Source organism: Escherichia marmotae (genome assembly GCF_002900365.1).
GTDB classification, from domain to species: Bacteria; Pseudomonadota; Gammaproteobacteria; order Enterobacterales; family Enterobacteriaceae; genus Escherichia; species Escherichia marmotae.
The window spans coordinates 2,967,058-2,991,224 of record NZ_CP025979.1; the positions used below are offsets into that span (position 1 = coordinate 2,967,058).

At 48.8% G+C, this 24,167-nt stretch carries 24 protein-coding genes; 16 read left to right on the plus strand and 8 right to left on the minus strand.

Features of this window, described 5'->3' with window-relative positions:
• Window positions 1-12: 12 nt before the first annotated feature.
• Together rsmJ and prlC are read right to left on the minus strand one after the other, a co-directional pair.
• Window positions 13-765, minus strand: coding sequence for a 16S rRNA (guanine(1516)-N(2))-methyltransferase RsmJ (rsmJ, locus tag C1192_RS15395; protein ID WP_001517284.1), 753 nt, complete (start codon window positions 763-765; stop codon window positions 13-15).
• Between the two features lie 7 nt (window positions 766-772).
• Complete coding sequence (gene prlC / locus C1192_RS15400) at window positions 773-2,815, minus strand: oligopeptidase A (protein WP_000184159.1); 2,043 nt, start codon at window positions 2,813-2,815, stop codon at window positions 773-775.
• Window positions 2,816-3,077: 262 nt separating this feature from the next.
• Between prlC and rlmJ the strand changes: the two genes are divergently transcribed.
• Both rlmJ and gorA read left to right on the plus strand, forming a co-directional pair.
• Complete coding sequence (gene rlmJ / locus C1192_RS15405; RefSeq protein ID WP_001517285.1) at window positions 3,078-3,920, plus strand: 23S rRNA (adenine(2030)-N(6))-methyltransferase; 843 nt, start codon at window positions 3,078-3,080, stop codon at window positions 3,918-3,920.
• A 71-nt stretch (window positions 3,921-3,991) separates the two neighbouring features.
• Complete coding sequence (gene gorA, locus C1192_RS15410; protein WP_038354361.1) at window positions 3,992-5,344, plus strand: glutathione-disulfide reductase; 1,353 nt, start codon at window positions 3,992-3,994, stop codon at window positions 5,342-5,344.
• Window positions 5,345-5,397: 53 nt separating this feature from the next.
• Here the strand turns inward: gorA and dinQ are convergent, their stop codons facing one another.
• The gene (gene dinQ, locus C1192_RS15415) at window positions 5,398-5,481 is read right to left on the minus strand and encodes a damage-inducible type I toxin DinQ (RefSeq protein WP_001295215.1); all 84 of its coding nucleotides are present in this window, start codon (window positions 5,479-5,481) and stop codon (window positions 5,398-5,400) included.
• Between the two features lie 739 nt (window positions 5,482-6,220).
• Here dinQ and arsR point away from each other — a divergent pair.
• The 5 genes from arsR (at window position 6,221) to C1192_RS15445 (ending at window position 9,986) form a co-directional block, all read left to right on the plus strand.
• Entirely contained in the window at window positions 6,221-6,574 is a 354-nt protein-coding gene (arsR, locus tag C1192_RS15420; RefSeq protein WP_038354362.1) for an As(III)-sensing metalloregulatory transcriptional repressor ArsR, read from the plus strand.
• A 54-nt stretch (window positions 6,575-6,628) separates the two neighbouring features.
• Window positions 6,629-7,918, plus strand: coding sequence for an arsenite/antimonite:H(+) antiporter ArsB (arsB, locus tag C1192_RS15425; RefSeq protein ID WP_016249316.1), 1,290 nt, complete (start codon window positions 6,629-6,631; stop codon window positions 7,916-7,918).
• Between the two features lie 12 nt (window positions 7,919-7,930).
• A complete protein-coding gene (arsC, locus tag C1192_RS15430) occupies window positions 7,931-8,356 on the plus strand; it encodes a glutaredoxin-dependent arsenate reductase (RefSeq protein ID WP_000065763.1) in 426 nt (141 codons plus the stop codon).
• A 390-nt stretch (window positions 8,357-8,746) separates the two neighbouring features.
• On the plus strand, window positions 8,747-9,313 hold the full coding sequence (slp, locus tag C1192_RS15435) for an outer membrane lipoprotein Slp (RefSeq protein WP_001044202.1): 567 nt from the start codon (window positions 8,747-8,749) through the stop codon (window positions 9,311-9,313).
• Window positions 9,314-9,455: 142 nt separating this feature from the next.
• Window positions 9,456-9,986 carry a helix-turn-helix domain-containing protein gene (locus tag C1192_RS15445; protein WP_038354363.1) on the plus strand — a complete coding sequence of 177 codons (531 nt, stop codon included), beginning with the start codon at window positions 9,456-9,458 and terminating at the stop codon, window positions 9,984-9,986.
• Window positions 9,987-10,047: 61 nt separating this feature from the next.
• Here C1192_RS15445 and chuS read toward each other — a convergent pair whose 3' ends face one another.
• Window positions 10,048-11,076 (minus strand): hematinate-forming heme oxygenase ChuS, encoded by a 1,029-nt coding sequence (gene chuS / locus C1192_RS15450; protein ID WP_001017197.1) that lies wholly within the window; start codon window positions 11,074-11,076, stop codon window positions 10,048-10,050.
• A 48-nt stretch (window positions 11,077-11,124) separates the two neighbouring features.
• Window positions 11,125-13,014, minus strand: a complete 1,890-nt coding sequence (gene chuA / locus C1192_RS15455) for a TonB-dependent heme/hemoglobin receptor ChuA/ShuA (protein WP_306173772.1) — start codon at window positions 13,012-13,014, stop codon at window positions 11,125-11,127.
• 776 nt (window positions 13,015-13,790) lie between these two features.
• Between chuA and shuT the strand changes: the two genes are divergently transcribed.
• From shuT to C1192_RS15490, 6 genes are read left to right on the plus strand one after another with little or no spacing between them, the layout of a single operon-like run.
• Complete coding sequence (shuT, locus tag C1192_RS15465) at window positions 13,791-14,714, plus strand: heme ABC transporter substrate-binding protein ShuT (RefSeq protein WP_038354373.1); 924 nt, start codon at window positions 13,791-13,793, stop codon at window positions 14,712-14,714.
• Between the two features lie 19 nt (window positions 14,715-14,733).
• The gene (hutW, locus tag C1192_RS15470; RefSeq protein WP_038354364.1) at window positions 14,734-16,071 is read left to right on the plus strand and encodes a heme anaerobic degradation radical SAM methyltransferase ChuW/HutW; all 1,338 of its coding nucleotides are present in this window, start codon (window positions 14,734-14,736) and stop codon (window positions 16,069-16,071) included.
• Window positions 16,072-16,083: 12 nt separating this feature from the next.
• On the plus strand, window positions 16,084-16,578 hold the full coding sequence (hutX, locus tag C1192_RS15475) for a heme utilization cystosolic carrier protein HutX (RefSeq protein WP_001517292.1): 495 nt from the start codon (window positions 16,084-16,086) through the stop codon (window positions 16,576-16,578).
• Window positions 16,578-17,201 carry an anaerobilin reductase gene (gene chuY, locus C1192_RS15480; RefSeq protein WP_038354365.1) on the plus strand — a complete coding sequence of 208 codons (624 nt, stop codon included), beginning with the start codon at window positions 16,578-16,580 and terminating at the stop codon, window positions 17,199-17,201. Before hutX ends, chuY begins: the two co-directional genes overlap by 1 nt.
• 50 nt (window positions 17,202-17,251) lie before the next feature.
• Window positions 17,252-18,244, plus strand: a complete 993-nt coding sequence (shuU, locus tag C1192_RS15485; RefSeq protein ID WP_000910396.1) for a heme ABC transporter permease ShuU/ChuU — start codon at window positions 17,252-17,254, stop codon at window positions 18,242-18,244.
• Window positions 18,241-19,011: a heme ABC transporter ATP-binding protein gene (locus C1192_RS15490; RefSeq protein ID WP_038354366.1), complete on the plus strand. Its 771-nt coding sequence runs from the start codon at window positions 18,241-18,243 to the stop codon at window positions 19,009-19,011. Before shuU ends, C1192_RS15490 begins: the two co-directional genes overlap by 4 nt.
• 52 nt (window positions 19,012-19,063) lie before the next feature.
• Here C1192_RS15490 and C1192_RS15495 read toward each other — a convergent pair whose 3' ends face one another.
• The 3 genes from C1192_RS15495 to hdeA form a co-directional block, all read right to left on the minus strand.
• Window positions 19,064-19,711, minus strand: coding sequence for an MgtC/SapB family protein (locus C1192_RS15495; RefSeq protein ID WP_010381017.1), 648 nt, complete (start codon window positions 19,709-19,711; stop codon window positions 19,064-19,066).
• 63 nt (window positions 19,712-19,774) lie between these two features.
• A complete protein-coding gene (gene hdeB, locus C1192_RS15500) occupies window positions 19,775-20,101 on the minus strand; it encodes an acid-activated periplasmic chaperone HdeB (RefSeq protein WP_077784511.1) in 327 nt (108 codons plus the stop codon).
• A 116-nt stretch (window positions 20,102-20,217) separates the two neighbouring features.
• Complete coding sequence (hdeA, locus tag C1192_RS15505) at window positions 20,218-20,550, minus strand: acid-activated periplasmic chaperone HdeA (protein WP_000756548.1); 333 nt, start codon at window positions 20,548-20,550, stop codon at window positions 20,218-20,220.
• Between the two features lie 254 nt (window positions 20,551-20,804).
• On the opposite strand from hdeA, the gene hdeD reads away from it, so the two are divergent.
• The 3 genes from hdeD to mdtE all read left to right on the plus strand — a co-directional run bounded on the left by hdeD (window position 20,805) and on the right by mdtE (window position 24,144).
• Window positions 20,805-21,380, plus strand: coding sequence for an acid-resistance protein HdeD (hdeD, locus tag C1192_RS15510; RefSeq protein WP_000965682.1), 576 nt, complete (start codon window positions 20,805-20,807; stop codon window positions 21,378-21,380).
• A 714-nt stretch (window positions 21,381-22,094) separates the two neighbouring features.
• Window positions 22,095-22,622, plus strand: coding sequence for an acid resistance transcriptional activator GadE (gene gadE / locus C1192_RS15515; RefSeq protein ID WP_038354368.1), 528 nt, complete (start codon window positions 22,095-22,097; stop codon window positions 22,620-22,622).
• Between the two features lie 412 nt (window positions 22,623-23,034).
• Complete coding sequence (mdtE, locus tag C1192_RS15525) at window positions 23,035-24,144, plus strand: multidrug transporter subunit MdtE (protein WP_306173773.1); 1,110 nt, start codon at window positions 23,035-23,037, stop codon at window positions 24,142-24,144.
• Window positions 24,145-24,167: the final 23 nt, after the last annotated feature.

Genomic DNA, 24,167 nt, shown 5'->3' on the forward strand with positions numbered 1-24,167 from the left:
CCCGGTTTACTTTTACGCTGGTGTCCCGGCATAAATATCAAAGCGATGCCCTTTGGTAACGACCGCGTTAGGCGTGGCGACATTCGCCAGCGGCGGGGCGTAGTCCGGCCGTTTGACCACCACGCGTTTTGTCGCTAACTGGCGAGCAGGCTCCAGCAACCCATCCGCATCGAGATCCGGCCCAACCAGCGACTGAAACACGCGCATCTCTTTTTTCACTAACGCACTTTTCTGCTTATGCGGGAACATCGGGTCGAGATAGACCACCTGTGGGCGCGGGGTAATATCGGTCAGCGCCGTCAGGCTGGAGGCGTGAATTAACTGCAAACGTTCCTGTAACCAGCCGCCGATTTCCGCATCGGCATAGCCACGCGCCAGGCCATCATCGAGCAGCGCGGCAACCACCGGATTACGCTCCAGCATCCGCACGCGGCAGCCCACCGAAGCCAGCACAAAGGCATCGCGCCCCAAACCTGCAGTGGCATCGACTACATCCGGCAGATAATCACCCTTAATGCCCACCGCTTTTGCTACCGCCTCACCGCGTCCGCCGCCGAATCTGCGTCGGTGTGCCATCGCTCCACCAACAAAATCAACAAAAATACCGCCAAGTTTCGGCTCATCGCGCTTGCGCAGTTCCAGATGCTCCGGCGTTAACACTAAGGCCATCAGGTTGTCTTCATCGTGCTCCAGCCCCCAGCGGGTCGCCAGAACAGATAAGGCACCGTCTCCGGTGCCCGATTCATCAATTAAGCAGATTTTCACTGACTGATCAGCCCTTAATGCCGTAATGCTCCAGCATCGCATCCAGTTGCGGTTCACGACCACGGAAGCGTTTGAACAGCTCCATCGGCTCTTCTGAACCGCCACGGCTCAGAATATTGTCGAGGAATGACTGTCCGGTTTCACGGTTGAAAATCCCCTCTTCTTCAAAGCGTGAGAAGGCATCCGCCGCCAGCACGTCGGCCCACAGGTAGCTGTAGTAACCTGCTGCATAACCTCCGGCAAAAATGTGGCTGAAAGCATGTGGGAAACGCCCCCAGGATGGAGACGGCACCACGGCAACCAGTTTTTTGATTTCTGCCAGCGTTTCGAGGATCTTCGCGCCTTGTTCAGGACGGAACTCCGCGTGCAGACGGAAATCGAACAGGCCGAACTCCAGTTGACGCAGAATAAACAGCGCTGCCTGGTAGTTTTTCGCCGCCAGCATTTTATCCAGCAGCTCTTTCGGCAGCGGTTCGCCGGTTTCATAATGACCAGAGATAAACGCCAGCGCCTCCGGCTCCCAGCACCAGTTTTCCATAAACTGACTCGGCAGTTCGACTGCATCCCACGGCACCCCGTTGATACCGGAAACGCCTGCGGTCTCGATGCGGGTCAGCATATGATGCAGGCCGTGACCGAACTCATGGAACAGGGTGATCACTTCGTCGTGGGTAAACAGCGCCGGTTTACCATTCACCGGACGGTTGAAGTTACAGGTCAGGTAAGCGACCGGTTTTTGCAGCGAACCGTCGGCTTTACGCATCTGGCCTACGCAGTCATCCATCCACGCCCCGCCGCGCTTGTTTTCACGGGCATACAGATCGAGGTAGAAGCTGCCGCGCAGTTCGTTGTTCTCGTCATAGAGTTCGAAGAAACGTACATCCGGATGCCAGACATCGACATCCTTACGCTCTTTGGCGGTGATGCCGTAAATACGTTTAACCACTTCAAACAGGCCGTTAACCGCTTTGTTTTCCGGAAAGTACGGACGCAGTTGTTCGTCGCTGATGCTATAAAGATGCTGTTTTTGTTTTTCGCTGTAGTACGCAATATCCCACGGCTGCAACTCATCGACGCCAAATTCGGCTTTGGCGAAGGCGCGCAGTTGCGCCAGTTCTTTTTCACCTTGTGGACGTGCGCGTTTTGCCAGATCGGTTAAGAAATCAAGCACCTGCTGCGGATTTTCTGCCATTTTAGTGGCGAGTGATTTAAAGGCGTAGTTTTCAAAACCCAGCAATTGCGCCAGTTCATGACGCAAGGTGAGGATCTCTTCCATCACTTTACTGTTGTCCCACTTACCAGCGTTCGGGCCTTGATCGGAGGCGCGGGTGCTGTAAGCGCGATACATCTCTTCACGCAGGGCCTGGTTGTCGCAGTAGGTCATTACCGGCAGATAGCTTGGGATATCCAACGTCAGCAGGTAACCTTCCAGTTCTTTCGCTTCGGCCTGAGCTTTTGCCGCAGCCAATGCACTTTCTGGCATACCCGCCAGTTCCGCTTCGTCGGTGACGAGTTTAGTCCAGCCCATCGTCGCATCGAGGACGTTGTTGCTGTACTGGTTGCCCAGTTCGGAAAGACGGGTAGCAATCTCACCGTAACGCTGCTGTTTTTCTTTCGGCAGGCCGATGCCAGAAAGTTCAAAATCACGCAGTGCGTTATCAACCGCTTTTTTCTGCGCTGTGTTCAGCGTGGCGTAGTAATCGCCATCGCGCAGGTCACGGTACGCTTTATATAGCCCTTCATGTTGCCCTACCCAGGTGCTGTATTCCGACAGCAGCGGCAGCGTTTGTTCGTAAGCTTCACGCAGTTCCGGGCTATTTTTCACCGAGTTCAGGTGGCTAACCGGGGAGAAAATACGTCCCAGTACATCATCGACTTCTGCAAGCGGCTGGCAGAGATTTTCCCAGGTGTACGGTGCCCCTTGCGCTACCACGCGCTCTACATTTTCGCGGCAGTCGTTCAACGCCTTAGTGACGGCTGGAACCACATGTTCCGGGAGGATTTTTGAAAACGGCGGGAGTTCAAAGGGAGTCAGTAACGGATTCGTCATAGGTACAGTCCTGGTTAAATAGGGGGAACGAAACGCTCGCAGGCGCTTTCGCCGGATGCGACGCAGGCGTCTTATCCGACCTACTTTGGTAGGCCGATGCCATCCGACGCGTAATGGGTAATAGCATGGGGTTAAGTGTAGTGAATTTCAATGAGAAACGTTACGCTTTCGCGGCGGCGGCCTCTTTTCGGTATACTGTTCTGATACGCTTTTGTGCGCCCCGAATACGGGCCGATTTTTACTTACCGGAACACCTTTACCCATGCTCAGTTATCGCCACAGCTTTCACGCTGGCAACCACGCCGACGTCCTTAAACATACCGTTCAGAGCCTGATCATCGAGTCGCTGAAAGAGAAAGATAAACCGTTTCTCTATCTCGATACCCACGCGGGTGCGGGGCGTTATCAGTTAAGTAGCGAACATGCCGAGCGTACAGGCGAATATCTCGAAGGCATCGCCCGTATCTGGCAGCAGGATGACCTGCCCGCAGAATTGGAGTCGTACATCAATGTGGTAAAACACTTCAACCGTAGTGGGCAGCTACGTTATTACCCTGGTTCGCCGTTGATTGCCCGTCAGTTACTGCGTGAACAAGACAGCCTGCAACTGACCGAGTTGCACCCCAGCGATTATCCGTTACTGCGTTCTGAATTTCAGAAAGACAGCCGTGCGCGCGTAGAAAAAGCCGACGGCTTCCTGCAGCTTAAAGCTAAACTGCCGCCGGTCTCCCGCCGTGGCCTGATCCTTATCGACCCGCCGTATGAAATGAAAACAGACTATCAGGCGGTGGTCAGTGGGATAGCAGAAGGCTACAAACGTTTCGCCACTGGCACTTACGCATTGTGGTATCCGGTAGTGCTGCGTCAGCAAATTAAGCGCATGATCCACGATCTGGAAGCGACCGGTATTCGCAAAATTCTGCAAATTGAACTGGCGGTGCTGCCAGACAGCGATCGCCGTGGCATGACTGCTTCTGGCATGATTGTCATTAACCCTCCGTGGAAGCTGGAACAGCAAATGAATAACGTGCTGCCGTGGCTACACAGCAAACTGGTTCCGGCAGGCACCGGGCACGCTACCGTAAACTGGATCGTACCGGAGTAATTGCAGCCATTGCTGGCACCTTTTACGTCTCGCGCTACAATCGCGGTAATCAACGATAAGGACACTCTGTCATGACTAAACACTATGATTACATCGCCATCGGCGGCGGCAGCGGCGGTATCGCCTCCATCAACCGCGCGGCTATGTACGGCCAGAAATGCGCGCTGATTGAAGCCAAAGAACTGGGCGGCACCTGCGTGAACGTCGGCTGCGTGCCGAAAAAAGTGATGTGGCACGCGGCGCAAATCCGTGAAGCCATCCACATGTACGGCCCGGATTATGGCTTTGATACCACCATTAATAAGTTCAACTGGGATACATTGATCGCCAGCCGTACCGCCTATATCGACCGTATCCATACCTCCTATGAAAACGTACTCGGTAAAAATAACGTTGATGTAATCAAAGGTTTTGCTCGCTTCGTTGATGCCAAAACGCTGGAAGTTAACGGTGAAACCATCACTGCTGATCATATTCTGATCGCCACCGGTGGCCGTCCGAGCCATCCGGATATTCCGGGCGTGGAATACGGCATTGATTCCGATGGTTTCTTCGCCCTTCCCGCTTTACCAGAGCGCGTGGCGGTTGTTGGCGCAGGTTACATCGCCGTTGAACTGGCTGGCGTGATTAACGGCCTCGGCGCGAAAACGCATCTGTTTGTGCGTAAACACGCACCACTGCGCAGCTTTGATCCGATGATCACTGAAACACTGGTCGAGGTGATGAACGCCGAAGGCCCACAACTGCACACCAATGCAATCCCGAAAGCGGTGGTGAAAAATGCCGATGGCAGCCTGACGCTGGAGCTGGAAGATGGTCGCAGTGAAACGGTGGATTGCCTGATTTGGGCGATTGGGCGTGAACCTGCCAATAACAATATCAACCTCGAAGCTGCTGGCGTTAAAACCAACGAAAAAGGTTATATCGTCGTCGATAAATATCAAAATACTAACGTTGAAGGTATTTACGCGGTGGGCGATAACACTGGCGCGGTGGAACTGACGCCGGTTGCAGTAGCAGCGGGTCGTCGTCTCTCTGAACGCCTGTTTAATAACAAGCCGGATGAACATCTGGATTACAGCAATATTCCGACCGTCGTTTTCAGCCATCCGCCGATTGGTACTGTTGGTTTAACAGAACCGCAGGCGCGTGAGCAGTACGGCGACGATCAGGTGAAAGTGTATAAATCCTCTTTCACCGCCATGTATACCGCTGTCACCACTCACCGCCAGCCGTGCCGCATGAAGCTGGTATGCGTTGGGCCAGAAGAGAAGATTGTCGGTATTCATGGTATTGGTTTTGGTATGGATGAAATGTTGCAGGGCTTCGCGGTAGCGCTGAAGATGGGCGCAACCAAGAAAGACTTCGACAACACCGTCGCTATTCACCCGACGGCGGCAGAAGAGTTCGTTACTATGCGTTAAATGTTAAAGGGCAAAGAGTGGTGTGCTCTTTGCCCTTAGCTACGTTTCCGCTATCAGTTCAGAAGCTGAAGCAGGAAGCGGATCAGTTCCAGCAACGCAATTAACGCCCCAAGAACAATGATTGCTTTATCAATCACCCGTTTTCTCCATGCTATGGAGTGAGAATGCATCCGCTTACTCATCCATTGCCTGTCACGGCGCATGTCTCATTGTTAGATAAGAACTCACTCCGACCAGAGCATCAATTAACGGCACCACCCGTACCACTGATCAGGACTTTGAAAGCGTTTATGCGCATTGCCAGAGTGAAAATGCCTCAGAGCTAACTGGATAATTATACAGCACTTATAGGTTATAAAACCAGCATGTCCTTGCAATAGTTTCAGTATGGTATTAGCATTGATGCGTTAGATGATGACTATCTCACTCCAGCCAGAGCCTCCAACTCTGGGCTGGAAAGTAAAAAACCGACGACAAGTCGGTTTTTTTACGTCCTGATTCAGACAAGCCTTAGTACGGCGGCGATCAAGTGAAAGTATATCAATCGTCTTTCACCTCGGTATATACCGAAGCGCTCCCCCGCCAGTTGAAGAAATCGCTAACGCTTGCCTTGCAATGTTAGCCTCTGCCTAATAGTATTGAACTGTTAGATAAGAACTCACTCCGACCAGGGCCACCAACTCTGGGCTGGAAAGTAAAAAACCGACGCAAAGTCGGTTTTTTTACGTCCTGATTCAGACCCCTTTTCAAATAAATACCCAACTCTTAATTCACACCCATTACCTTCCTTTGCACCTATACATCCGTTAAATCATATATGTTTTTGACTTATTCATTTCGAAGATAGACACTACCTGCAACAATCAGGAGCGCAATATGTCAATTCTGTTACCCATCCAACTGTTCAAAATTCTTGCCGATGAAACGCGTTTGAGTATCGTTTTACTGCTCAGCGAGATGGGTGAGTTATGCGTCTGTGATCTCTGTACTGCCCTGAATCAGTCGCAGCCCAAGATCTCACGCCACCTGGCATTGCTGCGTGAAAGCGGCTTATTGCTGGATCGCAAACAAGGTAAGTGGGTTCATTACCGTTTATCGCCGCATATTCCTTCCTGGGCTGCGAAAATTATTGAGCAGACCAGGAGATGTGAACAGGAAAATGTTCAGGCAATTGTCCGTAACCTGGCCCGACAAAATTGTTCCGCAGACAGTAAGACCATTTGCAGCTAAAAAATTCACCCACACATATATGAATTTTCGCATATGTTATTTCAGGGAGGCATTATGTTACTGGCAGGCGCTATTTTTGTCCTGACCATCATATTGGTTATCTGGCAGCCGAAAGGTTTAGGCATCGGCTGGAGTGCGGCGTTGGGCGCGGGACTGGCGTTAGTTACGGGTGTGGTACATCCGGGCGATATTCCTGTGGTGTGGAATATTGTCTGGAATGCGACTACTGCATTTATTGCCGTTATTATCATCAGCCTGCTGCTGGACGAATCCGGTTTTTTCGAATGGGCGGCGCTGCATGTTTCACGTTGGGGTCATGGGCGTGGCCGCTTGCTGTTTACCTGGATAGTCCTGCTCGGTGCGACCGTTGCGGCTCTGTTTGCCAATGATGGCGCGGCACTTATTTTGACGCCGATCGTTATCGCCATGTTGCTGGCTTTAGGTTTCAGTAAAGGCACAACGCTTGCATTCGTCATGGCGGCTGGATTCATTGCCGATACCGCCAGCCTGCCGCTTATCGTATCCAACCTGGTAAATATCGTTTCGGCAGATTTCTTTGGCCTCGGCTTTAGCGAATATGCCTCGGTCATGGTGCCGGTGGACATCGCCGCAATACTGGCCACGCTGGTGATGTTGCATCTCTACTTTCGCAAAGATATTCCACAGAACTACGATATGGCATTGCTGAAACCTCCCGCCGAAGCAATTAAAGATCCTGCCACCTTCAAAACGGGCTGGGTTGTTTTATTGCTTTTGCTGGCGGGATTTTTCGTTCTGGAACCGCTCGGTATCCCGGTAAGCGCCATTGCGGCAGTGGGCGCGCTAATTTTGTTTGTAATCGCTAAACGCGGCCATGCTATCAATACGGGTAAAGTGCTACGCGGCGCACCCTGGCAGATTGTCATCTTCTCACTCGGCATGTATCTGGTGGTTTATGGCCTGCGCAATGCGGGGCTAACAGAATACCTTTCTGGCGTACTTAATGTATTGGCAGATAACGGTCTGTGGGCCGCGACGCTGGGCACCGGATTTCTGACCGCCTTCCTCTCTTCTATTATGAACAATATGCCTACGGTACTGGTTGGTGCGTTGTCTATTGATGGCAGCACGGCGTCTGGCGTGATCAAAGAAGCGATGGTTTACGCCAACGTTATTGGCTGCGATCTGGGGCCGAAAATTACGCCAATTGGTAGCCTGGCAACACTGCTCTGGTTGCACGTACTTTCGCAGAAGAATATGACGATTAGCTGGGGGGATTACTTCCGTACAGGAATTATTATGACCCTGCCGGTGCTGTTTGTAACGCTGGTCACGCTGGCGCTACGTCTCTCTTTCACTTTGTAATGAGATACTGATATGAGCAACATTACCATTTATCACAACCCGGCCTGCGGCACGTCGCGTAATACACTGGAGATGATCCGCAACAGCGGTACAGAACCGACTATTATCCACTATCTGGAAACCCCACCGGCTCGTGACGAGCTGGTCAAACTCATTGCCGATATGGGAATTTCGGTACGCGCGCTGCTGCGTAAAAACGTTGAACCATATGAGGAACTGAGTCTTGCAGACGATAAATTTACTGACGATCAGTTAATCGACTTTATGTTGCAACACCCGATTCTGATTAACCGTCCAATTGTGGTAACACAGTTGGGAACCCGGCTGTGCCGCCCTTCGGAAGTAGTGCTGGAGATCCTGCCGGATGCTCAGAAAGGGGCGTTCACCAAAGAAGACGGTGAGAAAGTGGTTGATGATTCAGGTAAACGATTAAAATAAACAAAGGGGGCGACTGTGCCCCTAATCGTTGACGCAGCGCGTATCATTTCTTAGCGGATGCGAGATCGTGCAATTTCAGTAAATTGCGCTTCCTGCCCTCACAGATAAATAGTTTCCCTTTTAATAAACAGTTATCACCATAATGATAATAATTAGCACTCTATGTTCCATAAGAGAAAAAACAATTTAATTAAAATAGTTAAATAAAGGACTAGTATTATAAATAGACGGGTAATAACATCACACAGCAATGCTCTCTCTGGGACTAATGTTCAAGATATAAATATCAGACAGGTTTACATTACTATCAGGCATATCACCTGAGAATTGGATGAAAACCATAAAGAAATATCTATTATGGTTTTAACATTTGTTGATAAGGATAGTAACATGAACAAGACAAAAGGTGCACTCATCTTCAGCCTTTCATTTTTTCTTGCCGCATGTAGTTCGATTCCGCAAAATATCAAAGGCAATAACCAACCTGATATTCAAAAAAGTTTTGTTGCTGTTCATAACCAACCAAATTTGTATGTTGGTCAACAGGCACGCTTTGGCGGTAAGGTTATCAACGTTATTAACGGCAAAACAGATACGTTGTTAGAAATCGCCGTATTACCGCTGGATAGCTATGCCAAACCTGAAATTGAAGCCAACTATCAGGGTCGCCTGCTCGCCAGACAAAATGGCTTCCTTGACCCAGTGAACTACCGTAACCACTTTGTCACCGTTCTCGGCACGATTCAGGGCGAACAGCCAGGTTTTATCAATAAAGTCCCGTATAACTTCGTTGACGTGAATGTACAGGGGATTCAGGTGTGGCATTTGAGAGAAGTGGTCAACACCACCTACAACCTGTGGGATTACGGCTACGGCGCATTCTGGCCAGAACCCGGCTGGGGCGCACCTTATTACACCAATGCGGTTAGCCAGGTAACGCCAGAACTGGTGAAATAATTTAGTTTAAAGATGCAGATATTTCCCAAATATCTGCATCTTTAATATGAATATTAATATACAACTATAATTATAAGTCCTGCCCTGTTTATTACCTTTGGCAACCTGATTATGAAGTTAATGCTCGCAACAGGAGTCGGTTATGTTTCTTATAATTACCAAAGACATCATATTTTTCACCGCAATGAAAAATATTTTGAGTAAGGGTAATGTCGTTCATATACAGAACGAAGAAGAGATTGACTTAACGTTACATCAGAGTGCTTTGGTGATTATTGATACGTTAATGAATAATGTATTCCACTCATCAATGCTCAACAAAATTGAACGTCTGCAACCTGTCCATGTCATTGTTTTCTCGCCGTTTAATATTAAACGCTGTCTGGGGAAAGTCCCGGTAACTTTTGTTCAGAGAAATATTACGATTATTGACTTTGTCGCGCTGCTCAATGGCAGTTACTGTTCTGCGCCAGAAGCGGATGTGTCACTCTCGCGCAAACAGCATCAGGTTCTGACCTGCATTGCAAATCAAATGACGACAGAAGATATTCTGGGAAAACTAAAAATCTCATTAAAAACATTCTACTGCCATAAACACAATATTATGATGATCCTCAACCTCAGGCGGATCAACGAACTGGTACGGCATCAACATATTGATTATCTGGTCTGAATTCTCCAGCCGATATTTATAAAGAGGCCCGGCGACAGCCAGACCTCCGGACAATGACACGTTACGCAGCAACGCCTTCTTGCGTCAGTGCCGCAATCTGTTTACGCCATTGCGCTTGCTCTTGTTCGCCTTCTGTACGTTGACCATAAAGTTGCGCAATCTGCGTACCATCATGGGCAAACAATTCCAGGCTGGTCACGTAGCCATCGCTGGTCGGTTTACGGGTAACCCAGGTTTCAGCGATGCTCTCTTCTAATAGATGAAGAGTAAATGTTGGGTTGAAAATATTCAGCCAGCCTTTCATTGGCACCACTTTTTCTACCACACCCGTGAAAATTTGTACGCAGCCACGGTTGCCAACAAACACCATGATCTCATTGCCATCTCGCTGGGCGGATTCCAGAATCTGCGCCAGCGCACTATTGGCGACTTTGCAGGCCAGATCGTCTGCCACCAGTTTAAACGCCTGTTGGCGCGTCAGGTTATGCCGCTTGAGCAGCGTAAAAAACTGATGAACATCCGTCATCGCACGCCACTCTTGCTCTACAGCACTGGCATCGACGTTGCTATGCGCAGCAGGTGCATCAACCGTTGTTAACTCAAGCGGCGTATTTTCCTCGACAATAAAACGCGCCAGAAGCTCGCTCCATGCCGCCATATCGGTATTGTCGGTGGCATAAACTTTCAGTAACGCATCGCCCTGATGATCAAAGAACTGAACACTCTGACGTTCGCCGCGAGCCGTGGTTTCTTTTATATGGAAAACACTGGCCCACTGGTTGAGAAACAGACGCAGATCCAGCGCGCGCGGATTGAGTATTAATCCGGCATGGCCGTTCAAATGCTGGTTGGTAAATGCCCCAACTTGCTCATGAACAGCATATTCATTACGACAGATACATTTGGTTTCGCCAACGCTTTCCAGCGCCGCGAGAATTTCACGAATATCGCCGCGCATCCGCCACGCATCGTGCGTGACACGGGCAAATGCCAGTTCTGCTTCGCTGATATTCATTAAACCTGCGATGTCACGCGCGTACTTTCCGGGATTTTGTTCTTTTAACTCAAGCCAGCGTGTGTAGTGGTTCATTGTCTCTCTTCCTTCCAGATAAATGCCCCGAAATATCGGGGCTGATGATTACCATTGATAACTCACGAAAATTTTTCCGTTACGACCATCCTGCGGGATACCCTGCGGTGACCAGTACTCTTTATCGAAGGCGTTGCCCAGTACCAGAGTGGTGGTCATGCCTTTGAGCGCCTGCTGTCCTTGATAACTAACGTAGAAATCATTCACGCCGTAGCCTGGTTGTTTGCTGTAACTGCTGCTGACATGTGTTGAGCGATCGGCAAACGTACCAACCCAGCCGACAGAGAAGCCACTGTGGGCGATCGGAATATTCAGGGTGCTGGTAACGGTATCCGGGTTAATGCTGGAGATATATTCTCCGGTATCGGTGTCTTTGCCGCGGGTACGGTTATAGGCCACATCAAGGCTAAACAGGTCAGTGGTATATTTCGTCATTACATCCCACCCCCAGATTTTGGCGTTCGGGACGTTATAAGACATGGTTGTCGCCGCCGCGAAATCGACGGTTGTGGAGATGTAATCCTTCGCTTTGGTATCAAAGTAGCTGGCTTTAAATTCCAGGGCATCATTGGACAACATCAGGTCATCAAAACGCAGCCCAAAGCCGTATTCCTGAGTTTCGTTGGTTTCCGGACGTAAGTTCGGGTTCGGCACCCAATAGTTGGTATAGAAGCGACCAATCGAGAAGTGCTTAGAATCGTTGTACATTTCACCCATCGTCGGCGCGCGGAATGCCTGGGCATACGAACCAAATAACATTAGCCAGTTGGTCGGGTTGATAGTCATCCCCGCGCGAGACGACCATTTGTCGGCATCAACATCTTTGTAACCATCACTGCTGCCGCGATAGCTGTCATAGCGGGTTCCGCCGAGCAGGGTAATCGGCAGATCGCGTAAGGTGATCTCATCCTGTAGCCAGCCGGAGCTGAAATCGATTTTCGCTTGCGGGAAGCCCGTTGTCGCACCGCCCGGATGCTGTTCCTGACGATAATACTCACCGCCATATGTCAGCAGGTGAGAAGCAAAACTATCGGCAAACAGCGTGGAGCGGTTCTCCAGTTTGGCACCTTTTGTTGTCTGTTCACGATATTCGCCGGAACTCCCCGTGTTCTGGGCATTAATACGGACTTCCGACCAGTAAACTTTTGCATCGGCATTTAACCAGTCGTTGCCCACTGGCGCGAGTTTATAAGCAAGTTGCGCATCACGTTGAATCGTTGAACGATCAACCATCGGATTACTGCTGTCAGAAGCTTCAACGGTCTGCGGATTTTTTGGTTCGCGCGCGTCGTTATTGTAATAACGCACTAATCCACTCAGAGCCTGGGCAGAATCAATTTGCCAGGTCCCTTTCGCCAACATGTTATTAATGGCCTCATCATTCGGCGCGGTTTCGCCATTGCTCTGGCGTAAATCACCACGATCGCGGCTGGACCAGGCCACAATACCATCCAGATTTTCCGTTCGCCCAAAAGCACTCGCGCCTAACCCCAGGCTATGATCTCCCGTGCCGCCAGTGCCAAAGACACGAAAACCGCTGCTTTGTCCTTCCTGCAATAAATCTTTTGCATCGACCGTATCGTAGGAGATAACCCCTCCCAATGCGCCACTGCCATACAGTAATGCCGAAGGTCCACGGACAATCTCAACACGTTTGATCAGCGCCGGATCGAGGAAAGTCCCATTCAGGTGCCCGGTATCAGTTCCCTGACGAACACCATCAACAAGGATCAACACACCGCGATGGTCATAGCCACGCATATTCACATCCTGTCCATTTGTACGCCCAGTACCATCAAGGGTAATCCCTGGAACATGACGCAGTAGATCGGTGGCTGACGTAGCCGTTTGGTTTTCAGGGGCGGAAGTGTCGATAACACTGACCATCATTGGCGCTTCGAAGGAACTGCGTGCATTCCCTGTTGCCGTAACGGTCATGGTTTCAGTAGCAAAAGCAATCGTCGGCAAGCTGGCAGAAACAGCCAAAGCCAACAAACTCAAGCGCAACGAGGTAAATTGCGGACGTGACATAGCGATTCTCCATGAGGAAAATAAAAAATGCTGGCTGCCTGGGTAAAAACCGGGGGGGCTGGCGAAAAATAAATTTATTTGTGATTCAACGCGATAGTATTAGCCGGGTGAGTTAATTGGCGTTTATATCCCGTGAAATTACCTGGTATTTCTGACCATTGCGCAAAAGCACGCCCTCTTTGTCAGGCAAAGTGGTACACCACGTCTGAAGTGAAGAGTGCTGTGCGTTATCCTTCGCAAAAGCTATGGTTTTGTTATCCATATAGTCATATTTTGTTAAAGCCAAGCGTGATAATGAGAATTATTATCTATCAATTTTTTATGATCAAGCTTTTTTTTAACCGCTATTAGCACAATAAACAGGGGGTTATGAAATCTATCTTGTCTCCTGGAAACCATCCTGTTCTTGTGGTAATTCCTCACGGCGTCATCACGAAGCTTTGTCGTTAACGGCAATAATTTCCCCATATCTTCGCTCTGTAAGCCGCAATATCCCTGAGATCTTCGCTTTTTCCCGCCCTGAAATTTAGTCGGCAACAATAACGTTAGCTGACGAAGCATCTTGATAAAAATCAAAAATAAATACGCTTGTAACACCTTGTGTATTGAATCGATGGTTGTGTTTCATATATAACTCAAATGATAATCATGATCATTCTCAATTTGATACTAGTTCTCATATGCTGCCAAGGATCACCAACAGGCTGTTTCTTTTTTCCCCACTAACGTTATGTATTTCAGTTATGGCCTCCACCGCGAAGACCACTGTAAAACGTATCCCCATGAAAAAACTGTTTACGGCAGTGTTGGCACTTAGCTGGGCCTTTAGTGCAACGGCTGCCGAACGCATTGTGGTCGCAGGAGGATCACTGACGGAGCTGATCTACGCGATGGGCGCTGGCGACCGCGTGGTTGGTGTCGATGAAACGACATCTTATCCACCAGAAACCGCCAAACTGCCGCATATTGGCTACTGGAAACAGCTAAGCAGCGAAGGCATTTTGTCACTTCGCCCGGATAGCGTAATTACCTGGCAGGATGCAGGACCGCAAATTGTGCTCGACCAGCTACGGGCGCAAAAGGTCAATGTCGTCACTCTGCCGCGTGTACCCGCCCCCCTTGAGCAGATGTACGCCAACATTCATCAACTGGCAAAAACGTTACAGGTTCCTGAACAAGGTGACGCGCTGGTGACACAAATCAATCAACGCCTGGAGCGAGTACAGCAAAGCGTGGCAGCAAAAAAAGCCCCGGTTAAAGCGATGTTTATTCTCTCTGCTGGCGGCAGTGCGCCACAGGTTGCCGGTAAAGGCAGCGTCGCAGACGCCATTTTGTCGCTTGCCGGAGCAGAAAACGTCGCTACCCACCAGCAATACAAAAGCTACAGCGCGGAATCGCTGATTGCGGCTAACCCTGAAGTGATTGTCGTAACCTCACAAATGGTCGATGGCGATATTAATCGTCTGCGTTCTATTGCCGGAATTACCCACACTGCCGCCTGGAAGAACCAGCGTATTATCACCGTTGATCAAAACCTGATTCTGGGAATGGGCCCGCGTATTGCTGATGTCGTTGAGTCGTTACACCAGCAACTTTGGCCGCAATAAATGGATTTGAATCAGACATATGAATACGAATACTACGTTAGATCTCAAGCCACATTTTGCTTTAGACGGTGCGCAGCCATTTAAAGACAGACGCGCCATGATGCCATTTCGCGGGGCTATTCCGGTCGCCAAAGAGCAACTGGCGCAAACCTGGCAAGCGATGATCAACCAAACAGCAACACCACGTAAACGACTGGTTTATCTGCACATTCCATTTTGTGCGACACACTGCACGTTTTGCGGTTTTTATCAGAATCGTTTTAATGAAGATGCGTGTGCTCATTATACCGACGCCCTGATTCGAGAAATCGAACTGGAGTCAGACAACGTATTGCATCAGTCCGCGCCCATCCATGCGGTCTATTTCGGTGGCGGTACGCCTTCCGCGCTTTCGGCACGCGATTTGGCCAGAATCATCACCACATTACGAGAAAAGCTGCCATTGGCACCTGATTGCGAAATCACGATTGAAGGCCGGGTGCTGAATTTTGACGCTGACCGAATCGACGCTTGCCTTGATGCGGGAGTAAACCGCTTCTCGATTGGCATTCAGTCATTTAACAGCAAAATCCGCAAGAAGATGGCACGCACCTCAGATGGCCCAACTGCCATTGCGTTTATGGAAAGCCTGGTCAAACGCGACCGTGCTGCGGTGGTCTGCGACCTGCTGTTTGGCCTGCCTGGTCAGGATGCACAAACCTGGGGAGAAGATCTGGCTATTGCCCGTGATATCGGCCTCGACGGCGTCGATCTCTATGCGCTCAACGTCCTTCCCAACACGCCGCTGGGCAAAGCCGTGGAAAACGGGCGCACTACCGTGCCCTCTCCGGCAGAACGTCGCGATCTTTACCTGCAAGGATGTGATTTTATGGAAGACGTGGGCTGGCGCTGCATCAGTAACAGCCACTGGGGCCGCACCACACGCGAACGCAATCTCTATAACTTGCTGATTAAGCAAGGTGCCGATTGTCTGGCCTTTGGTTCCGGCGCAGGCGGTTCGATTAATGGTTACTCCTGGATGAACGAACGCAATCTTCAGACCTGGCATGAATCCGTCGCGGCAGGCAAAAAACCGTTGATGATGCTCATGCGTAACGCCGAACGTAACGCGCAGTGGCGTCATACCTTGCAGTCGGGTATTGAAACGGCGCGTGTACCGCTGGACGAACTTACGCCACATGCCGAAAAACTCGCACCGTTACTGGCTCAGTGGCACCAAAAAGGCTTAAGCCGCGATGCTTCAACTTGCCTGCGGTTGACCAATGAAGGTCGTTTCTGGGCAAGCAACATTTTGCAGTCTCTTAATGAGCTAATTCAGATACTTAATGCGCCAGCGATTGCGCTTGAAAAACCATAACAGGAGTGACTTATGAGCCATGTCTCGTTACAGGAATTTTTGAAAACGGAGCCAGACGGTACGCTGGAGGCCATTGCCGAACAATACAATACCTCACTGCTGGAAGTGGTGAAAAACCTCCCCTCCCCGACAATCGTGCCAGGCGATAAATTCGATACTGTCTGGGATACCGTCTGCGAATGGGGCAAGGTCACCACGCTGGTGCATACCGCTGATGTGATCCTCGAATTTAGCGGCGAACTACCTTCCGGTTTCCATCGCCACGGCTATTTCAACCTGCGCGGAAAACAGGGCATGTCCGGGCATATCAAAGCAGAAAACTGCACGCATATTGCCTTGATCGAACGTAAATTTATGGGCATGGATACCGCCTCTATTCTCTTTTTCAATAAAGAAGGCAACGCCATGCTGAAAATTTTCCTCGGTCGGGATGAGCATCGTCAGCTCCTGAGTGAACAAGTCAGCGCCTTCCATACTCTGGCGGCATCTCTGAAGGAACACGCCTGATGACGCCCTGGCTACTCTTTGGCGCAGGCGGAAAGGGGGTTGGAGCCAGAACGCTCGAACTGGCACTGGCGGAACAACGTCCGGTCGTCGCTGTCGTTCGTCATGCCGATGCCGCCACGAGGCTGGCGCAACAAGGCGTACAGGTTTTTACTGGTGACGCTTGTGACGCCAGCATAGTCGCAGCCGCCTGTCGCGCTGCGGGTCCGGATGCGCTTGTCATCTCATCAATGGGTGGCGCACAGGATTATCTGGCGCACAGAACAGTGATTGATGAAGCCGAAAAAGCAGACATCAGACGCATGATTCTGGTGACTTCTTTGGGATGCGGCGATAGCTGGCCGTTCTTATCGGAGCGGGCAAAAGCCGCGTTTGGTCAGGCGGTACGGGAAAAAACACTGGCGGAAAGCTGGCTACAAACCAGCCGGCTTGACTACGCCATTCTCCGCCCTGGCGGACTGCTTGACGGCGCAGCAACAGGCAAAGCACAACGGATACAAAATCAGGAGTGTCATGGTTTTGTCCACCGTGCCGATGTTGCCGCACACATTCATGAACTGGCAAACGCGCCAGCACTCAATAAGCAGATCTACAGTCTGATTGAACCGGGCCTGAAACCGGCGTAATCCCATGCGGCGCAGGCTCTCCGCGCCGCAACGTCATAACGGAGTTTTACGTGCTCAAGGATTCATTTTCTTCCGCCAGTGTCTTTATGGGGCTATCACTATTATTGCTTGCCCTGGTGCTGTTCGGTGCCAGTCAGGGAGCGTTAAAAATCAGCTTTAGCGCCCTTCTTGATGAGGAATACCGCGATATCTGGCTGAATATTCGCCTGCCACGCGTTTTACTGGCAGTGCTGGTAGGCGCAGCGTTGGCAACCGCTGGGGTAATTATGCAGGGGCTTTTTCGCAACCCCATGGCTGACCCAGGATTGCTCGGCGTCAGTAGCGGTTCAGCATTAATGGTTGGCGTGGCAATTGTCCTGCCCTTTTCCTTCCCTGTGGTGCTGGTGCTCTATGAGCAAATGGTGTTTGCCATCGCCGGAAGTTTAGTGGTCTGCACCGTCATTTTTCTCATCACACAGCGCCATCGCGATGGCAGCATGATGCAATTGTTACTCGCCGGGATCGCCATCAACGCCCTGTGCGGTGCGGCGATCGGCATACTGAGCTATATAGGCGATGAGCAGCAGCTACGACAACTCACGTTGTGGATGATGGGCAATCTCGGTCAGGCGCAATGGCCGACATTATTGGTCGCCAGTTCATTCATTCTGCCAGCCATTATGGCAACAACCTGTCTCGCCGGGACGCTGAATTTGCTGCAACTTGGTGATGAAGAAGCCCATTACCTCGGCGTGAACGTAAAGCGTAAACGCCAACAATTACTGTTGATTAGCTCGCTGCTGGTTGGTGCTGCGGTATCGGTAAGCGGCATTATCGGTTTTATTGGCCTGGTGATCCCGCATCTGATTCGCATGACGACCGGGGCGAATCACCGCTGGCTAATCCCTTGCTCTGCCCTCGCCGGAGCCTGTTTGTTACTGATGGCAGACACACTTGCCCGCACGCTGGTACAGCCAGCAGAAATGCCCGTAGGATTATTAACCAGTCTGCTTGGTGGGCCTTATTTTATGTGGTTGATTCTGCGTAACCGGAGGATCGCATGATCAGCGCCAAAAACCTGGTTTATAGCCTTCATGGGCGACGTCTGACTGACAATGTCTCGCTGACTTTTCCCGGCGGAGAAATTGTTGCCATTCTCGGCCCTAACGGTGCGGGAAAATCCACGCTGCTTCGCCAGCTAACCGGCTATCTTCAACCTGATAGCGGCGAATGCCGGTTGTTTAATAAGCCATTAAATGAATGGTCAATTACCGAACTGGCGAAACACCGGGCCGTGATGCGTCAGAATAGCCATATGGCGTTTCCATTCAGCGTACAAGAAGTGATCCAGATGGGGCGACATCCTTATCGTACCGGTAATCAGGGTGATGAAACGGCACAAATACTGGCGTTATGTGACTGTCAGTCGTTAGCTAACCGCGACTACCGGCAATTATCCGGCGGCGAACAACAGCGTGTGCAATTGGCTCGCCTGCTGGTGCAACTCTGGGAAGCAATACCCTCGCCAAAATGGTTATTTCTTGATGAACCAACTTCGGCGTTGGATATTCACCATCAACAACATCTATTTCGTTTATTACGTCAGTTAGTTCGAGAACGGCAATTTAACGTCTGCTGCGTATTGCACGATCTTAATCTTGCTGCCCGTTATGCTGACCGTGTCGTATTAATGCAAAAAGGCAGAGTTGTCGCAAATGGCAAACCGCAAGATGTGTTGACGCAGCAGACGCTAACTACGCTCTACGGCGCGGATATTACAGTATTAAGCGATCCCGCTAATCATTCGCCACTGATCGTCCTCGATCATTAAATACGACGGGAGTGCCAGTCTGGTACTCCTGTCGAATTAACTATTATGAACATCAGCTAATTGAAACACCTTTCACCCCTGCCATTCCTTTTAGTAATCGCAACAGGTCTTCTATCGGCGTCGTAGCATGAAGCTGGATATCAATAGCAACCACCTCATGATCTTCATTTTCCTGCAACGAAACTAAATCTGTTTTTATTTTTTTCTGCTTAAACCAGTCGAGCATCGACACTGTATTACCGTTCACCAACGTAAGCTGCAAATGATAATTTTTGCTCATCAGGCGGAAGGTTAATTGATGGAAGACTTCCAGCACCAATAAGGTCATTACAGAACCGTAAATCCCCAGTTCATACATGCCGCTGCCAATCACCATACCGATCGCTGCTGTTACCCAAATATCCGCAGCGGTAGTTAAACCGACAATATTTTGATTACGAACGAGGATGTTCCCCGCGCCGATAAACCCGACGCCAGTGACGACCTGAGCGGCAATACGGCTGGGATCAAGCCCGACATGGTCGAACGCCAGCACATCAGCAAAACCATATTTCGACACAATCATAAACAGCGCACTGCCCATACCAATCAAGACATGGGTACGTAAACCAGCACCTTTGCCGCGTATTTGCCTTTCTATGCCAATAGCACCACAAACAATTGCGGCCAGGATCAAACGAATAATGAATTCGCTAGTCATATAAAAACGCAAAAAGGAGCAGCAAGATGGCTCAACTTGCTACTCCTTTTTGCTTTATTCCTGTTAATTCGGCAGGACATTTGCCAATTTATCTTTGAAGGTATACAAATTTTTCTGCGGATTTTTCTTACAGTATTCAATCACTTTAGGGATCTGAGTCAGGTCAGTTTCGTTTAAGGTTACAGTATCACCGCCTTTATAAACTGTTTCTTCATGCAGCATCCACCATGCAACAGGTGTCATTGCTTTTGGATTCAGGTCAATAAATTCCTGACAAGTCATATCTTTAGCAGATTCATTAGCAGCCAGTGCAGATTGCGCATTCACCAGTGACAGAGCTGCTACAGCGCCAACGAAAACAATGGCTTTACATAGAGATGAAATATTCATTTTACAACCCATTCAATAAATAATTTACATATGAACAGGAGGATCACCTGCTTTTAACGCAAGGTATTCCGGCCTGTTCAATATTTAAGGAAATACGATGTAACGCATTCCCTTAATTACATATCTTTCTTGATTTTGTCCCATTCGCCTTTAACTTTATCTTTAAAGCTGGCTTTTTTATCCTGGGTACAAGCCTGAACGATAGCAGGCGTTACGGTTGCAATACCCTGAACATCTAAAACCGCATCTTCTGGTTTGTCTTTATTATTCAGAGCCTCAGCAAAACCGACTGCAGTCGGCTGGAAGGATTCGTCTACAGCCAGGAAATCTTCACAGGTCCAGGAGTTGACCGGTTTTTTATTGTCGGCTGCTTTTTGCGCATCGGCTGCATTGCTCACTACAGGCAGAAGAAGCAGACCACCTAGAATAACGCCTAATACTTTTTTCATCGTAATATCCTCAACTATAAAGTGAAAGAGCCGTCACGAATCAATTTCGACATTGAGGTTATAACCTGGTTTTCTGGGTATGTCATGTTGAGACAAAATATCAAAATCAGATATTTTTATTATAATACAATAGGTTACATAGTCATCAAGCACAGTAATTAGGAAATTTTTATTAAATCAACTGCATTCTCTGATGCATTTTTGGCATAGATTGATAGCAGGGGTTTTCCTTCTTAAATTTATAGGGTGGTTCTATGTTATATATAGATAAGGCAACAATTTTAAAATTTGATCTGGAGATGCTTAAAAAGCACCGCAGAGCGATCCAGTTTATTGCCGTGCTGCTGTTTATCGTCGGTTTGTTATGTATCAGTTTCCCGTTTGTTTCTGGCGACATTCTAAGCACAGTCGTTGGCGTATTATTAATCTGTTCGGGTATTGCGCTTATTGTTGGATTATTCAGCAACCGCAGTCATAATTTCTGGCCTGTATTATCGGGTTTCCTCGTGGCGATAGCCTATTTATTGATCGGCTATTTCTTCATCCGTGCACCAGAATTGGGGATTTTCGCCATTGCGGCGTTTATTGCAGGATTGTTCTGTGTCGCAGGGGTTATTCGCCTGATGAGTTGGTATCGCCAGCGCTCAATGAAAGGCAGTTGGTTACAACTCGTTATTGGCGTGCTGGATATCGTCATTGCCTGGATCTTCCTTGGCGCAACGCCAATGGTTTCTGTGACATTGGTGTCAACCCTGGTAGGGATCGAACTGATATTTAGCGCTGCCAGCCTGTTCAGCTTTGCTAGTTTGTTCGTAAAAAATAATAACTAGCAGACCTATCTCTGCTCCATTTTTTAGCCAGGATCATAGTTACGTATGATAACTATGATCCTGGCAATATTCACATCACCGTATTAATCCTTTGATAAATTACGTACTATTGTTGAAATAACTATCACACAACGATTAAACCAACCATTTGAAAATTTTATATTTTTCTTTATTTTGCAGCAAATTAGCCATTTCAAACATTATCATGGCTGATATTTTTCGTTGTCAGGTTTAATGTTTTAGAAGTGCTGTGAGAAAGTGAACTGAAGGTTCCATAAACATCGATACTATGGGTACAGTCTGGGGTTTGTTTTTGCACTATCAATGCACTAAAAGAAAGCTGGCAATCCAATTGCCAGCTTAAATAGAAACAAGGAGACTCAATATTTAAATCGGATTACGCTTTAACTTTAGTAATATTCTTCAGAGATCACAAACGGATAAATTATAACTTATTCTTGGGTAGATTCCTGCAAACTGTTAATATTCTGTTTACTAATCACAAATTGATAACAACCAGGAATATTACCTAGGATCAATATATGGAGTACGTAATGGATAAATCTGAAGTTTTGATTAGTGTTAATAGACGTATTAGTTCACGAAGGGCAAAGTTCTTATAGGCGTTTACTATATTGAACACCATATTCGGACATGGATATAAATAATGAAAAGGACAACATGTTCGAAACGATAACGGCTAAGGAGCAAGTTATGATTTTTCTCATGACGAAGGATTCTTTTCTTTTACAGGGCTTTTTGCAGTTGAAAGATAATCACGAAATGATAAAAATCAACTCCCTGTCAGAGATAAAAAACATAGGCAACAAACCATTCAAGGTGATCATTGATACCTATCATAATCATATCCTTGATGAAGAAGCGATTAAGTTTCTTGAGAAATTAGATGCCGAAAGAATCATTGTTCTGGCACCTTATCACATCAGTAAACTTAAAAGTCAGTCACCTATTTATTTTATCAGCCGCAAAGAAAGCATTAACACTCTGCTTGATATTACCTATGGAAAACACTTGCCCCATAAGAATTCTCAATTATGTTTCTCGCATAATCAATTCAAAATCATGCAACTGATTCTGAAAAATAAAAATGAAAGTAATATCACGTCAACACTGAATATTTCTCAACAAACATTAAAGATCCAGAAATTCAATATCATGTACAAGCTGAAACTTAGACGTATGAGCGACATCGTGACTCTGGGGATCTCTTCTTATTTCTAAATAAGGAGTCGATGTGGCCCAGCGATAATTGCCTGAAATTAATGGCTGGCATGACGAGGGATGCAAATGCTGACTCCATTACTCCCGGTGATAACCAAAGGAGAAGCAAAAACGAGCTTATTCCCCTGGTATGTGTATCCACCAGTAGAAACCTTCGTTGCCCGGATGCAGGCAGAGACTGTCGGCAGAACGGCAACATTTTTTTTGCCATTCGCGTCACTATATTGGTCGCTCTGCCTACATGCTCCCTCGCTGGCTTACAACCCCATGGCTTGCATTATGCCGCTGGTCTGTAAATCCCTCATACCTCTCCCCGCGCGTAATTCAAAGAACCGTTATTTCTCACGAATTTTCAGGGACTAAAATGAACAGAAAAAGAAAACTGTTAATACCGTTGTTATTCTGCAGCGCGATGCTCACCGCCTGCGATGACAAATCGGCGGAAAATGCCGCCGCTATGACGCCTGAAGTGGGGGTAGTGACGCTCTCCCCCGGTTCGGTCAATGTGATGAGCGAACTGCCCGGCAGAACCGTTCCTTATGAAGTTGCCGAGATACGCCCCCAGGTGGGTGGCATTATCATTAAACGCAACTTTATCGAGGGTGATAAGGTCAACCAGGGGGATTCACTTTATCAGATTGACCCTGCTCCATTGCAGGCAGAGCTGAACTCCGCGAAAGGTTCGCTGGCGAAAGCCCTCTCCACCGCCAGCAATGCCCGCATCACCTTCAATCGCCAGGCATCGTTGCTGAAAACCAACTATGTCAGCCGCCAGGATTACGACACCGCGCGCACCCAACTGAATGAAGCGGAAGCCAATGTCGCCGTCGCCAAAGCGGCTGTTGAGCAGGCAACCATCAATCTGCAATACGCTAATGTCACCTCGCCCATTACTGGCGTCAGCGGAAAATCGTCGGTGACCGTCGGCGCATTAGTCACCGCTAATCAGGGAGACTCTCTGGTAACCGTGCAGCGTCTGGACCCGATTTATGTCGACCTCACCCAATCAGTGCAGGATTTTTTGCGCATGAAAGAGGAAGTCGCCAGTGGGCAAATCAAACAGGTTCAGGGCAGTACGCCAGTGCAGCTTAACCTGGAAAATGGCAAACGTTACAGCCAGACCGGCACGCTGAAATTCTCCGACCCGACAGTGGATGAAACCACCGGCTCCGTCACGTTGCGTGCAATTTTCCCCAACCCGAATGGTGACTTGCTGCCTGGTATGTACGTCACGGCTTTGGTGGATGAAGGTAGTCGGCAGAATGTGTTGTTAGTACCGCAAGAAGGCGTTACCCATAACTCCCAGGGCAAAGCAACGGCGCTCATTCTGGATAAAGACGATGTTGTACAGTTACGCGAAATTGACGCAACCAAAGCCATCGGAAATCAGTGGGTTGTTACCTCTGGTTTGCAAGCTGGCGATCGGGTGATCGTTTCCGGTTTGCAACGCATTCATCCAGGTATCAAAGCACGCGCAATTTCCTCCAGCCAGGAAAACGCCAGCACCGAATCGAAACAGTAACGTTGCAGGCTTAAGGGGACTTT

Excerpts from the sequence above, each read along its gene's own strand:
- prlC (WP_000184159.1), bottom strand. The coding sequence starts at position 2,815 with ATGACGAATCCGTTACTGACTCCCTTTGAACTCCCGCCGTTTTCAAAA.
- rlmJ (WP_001517285.1), top strand. The coding sequence starts at position 3,078 with ATGCTCAGTTATCGCCACAGCTTTCACGCTGGCAACCACGCCGACGTC.
- gorA (WP_038354361.1), top strand. The coding sequence starts at position 3,992 with ATGACTAAACACTATGATTACATCGCCATCGGCGGCGGCAGCGGCGGT.
- arsR (WP_038354362.1), top strand. The coding sequence starts at position 6,221 with ATGTCAATTCTGTTACCCATCCAACTGTTCAAAATTCTTGCCGATGAA.
- arsB (WP_016249316.1), top strand. The coding sequence starts at position 6,629 with ATGTTACTGGCAGGCGCTATTTTTGTCCTGACCATCATATTGGTTATC.
- arsC (WP_000065763.1), top strand. The coding sequence starts at position 7,931 with ATGAGCAACATTACCATTTATCACAACCCGGCCTGCGGCACGTCGCGT.
- slp (WP_001044202.1), top strand. The coding sequence starts at position 8,747 with ATGAACAAGACAAAAGGTGCACTCATCTTCAGCCTTTCATTTTTTCTT.
- C1192_RS15445 (WP_038354363.1), top strand. The coding sequence starts at position 9,456 with ATGTTTCTTATAATTACCAAAGACATCATATTTTTCACCGCAATGAAA.
- chuS (WP_001017197.1), bottom strand. The coding sequence starts at position 11,076 with ATGAACCACTACACACGCTGGCTTGAGTTAAAAGAACAAAATCCCGGA.
- chuA (WP_306173772.1), bottom strand. The coding sequence starts at position 13,014 with ATGACCGTTACGGCAACAGGGAATGCACGCAGTTCCTTCGAAGCGCCA.
- hutW (WP_038354364.1), top strand. The coding sequence starts at position 14,734 with ATGAATACGAATACTACGTTAGATCTCAAGCCACATTTTGCTTTAGAC.
- hutX (WP_001517292.1), top strand. The coding sequence starts at position 16,084 with ATGAGCCATGTCTCGTTACAGGAATTTTTGAAAACGGAGCCAGACGGT.
- chuY (WP_038354365.1), top strand. The coding sequence starts at position 16,578 with ATGACGCCCTGGCTACTCTTTGGCGCAGGCGGAAAGGGGGTTGGAGCC.
- C1192_RS15490 (WP_038354366.1), top strand. The coding sequence starts at position 18,241 with ATGATCAGCGCCAAAAACCTGGTTTATAGCCTTCATGGGCGACGTCTG.
- C1192_RS15495 (WP_010381017.1), bottom strand. The coding sequence starts at position 19,711 with ATGACTAGCGAATTCATTATTCGTTTGATCCTGGCCGCAATTGTTTGT.
- hdeB (WP_077784511.1), bottom strand. The coding sequence starts at position 20,101 with ATGAATATTTCATCTCTATGTAAAGCCATTGTTTTCGTTGGCGCTGTA.
- hdeA (WP_000756548.1), bottom strand. The coding sequence starts at position 20,550 with ATGAAAAAAGTATTAGGCGTTATTCTAGGTGGTCTGCTTCTTCTGCCT.
- hdeD (WP_000965682.1), top strand. The coding sequence starts at position 20,805 with ATGTTATATATAGATAAGGCAACAATTTTAAAATTTGATCTGGAGATG.
- gadE (WP_038354368.1), top strand. The coding sequence starts at position 22,095 with ATGATTTTTCTCATGACGAAGGATTCTTTTCTTTTACAGGGCTTTTTG.
- mdtE (WP_306173773.1), top strand. The coding sequence starts at position 23,035 with ATGCTCACCGCCTGCGATGACAAATCGGCGGAAAATGCCGCCGCTATG.